The sequence below is a fragment of the Gilvimarinus sp. 1_MG-2023 genome (assembly GCF_030548285.1).
Genome location: NZ_JAUOSC010000688.1, coordinates 1 through 303, shown reverse-complemented (window position 1 = coordinate 303; position 303 = coordinate 1). Strand labels below are relative to the sequence as shown.

The 303-nt window shown below is 57.1% G+C and carries 1 protein-coding gene; it reads left to right on the top strand.

Features of this window, described 5'->3' with window-relative positions:
• Positions 1 to 303 (top strand): FCD domain-containing protein (locus Q4563_RS18625; protein ID WP_303605568.1); only part of this gene is annotated, 303 nt, incomplete at both ends.

Here is a 303-nt window from a genome sequence, read left to right as displayed (position 1 = left end):
ACACCCTGGTGGCCCGCCAACTGGTCGAAGAAGCGGTCTTGAAACTGGTGTTGGCCATCCCGCCATCCCCGGCCAAAAGCAAAGGGATTAAACAGCTGCGCAAGCTGATAGCACGGGAACAACGTGCCTTTGAAACCGGCGACAAAGGCAACGGCCTGCGGTTGTCTGGGGAGTTTCACCTGTTGTTGGCCGAGATGGCCAACAATCAGGCACTGGCCGGATTCCTGTCGCGCCTGGTATCACAAACCTCTCTGATCATTGCCACCTACGAATCACCACACCAGCACCGCCATTGCTCATACG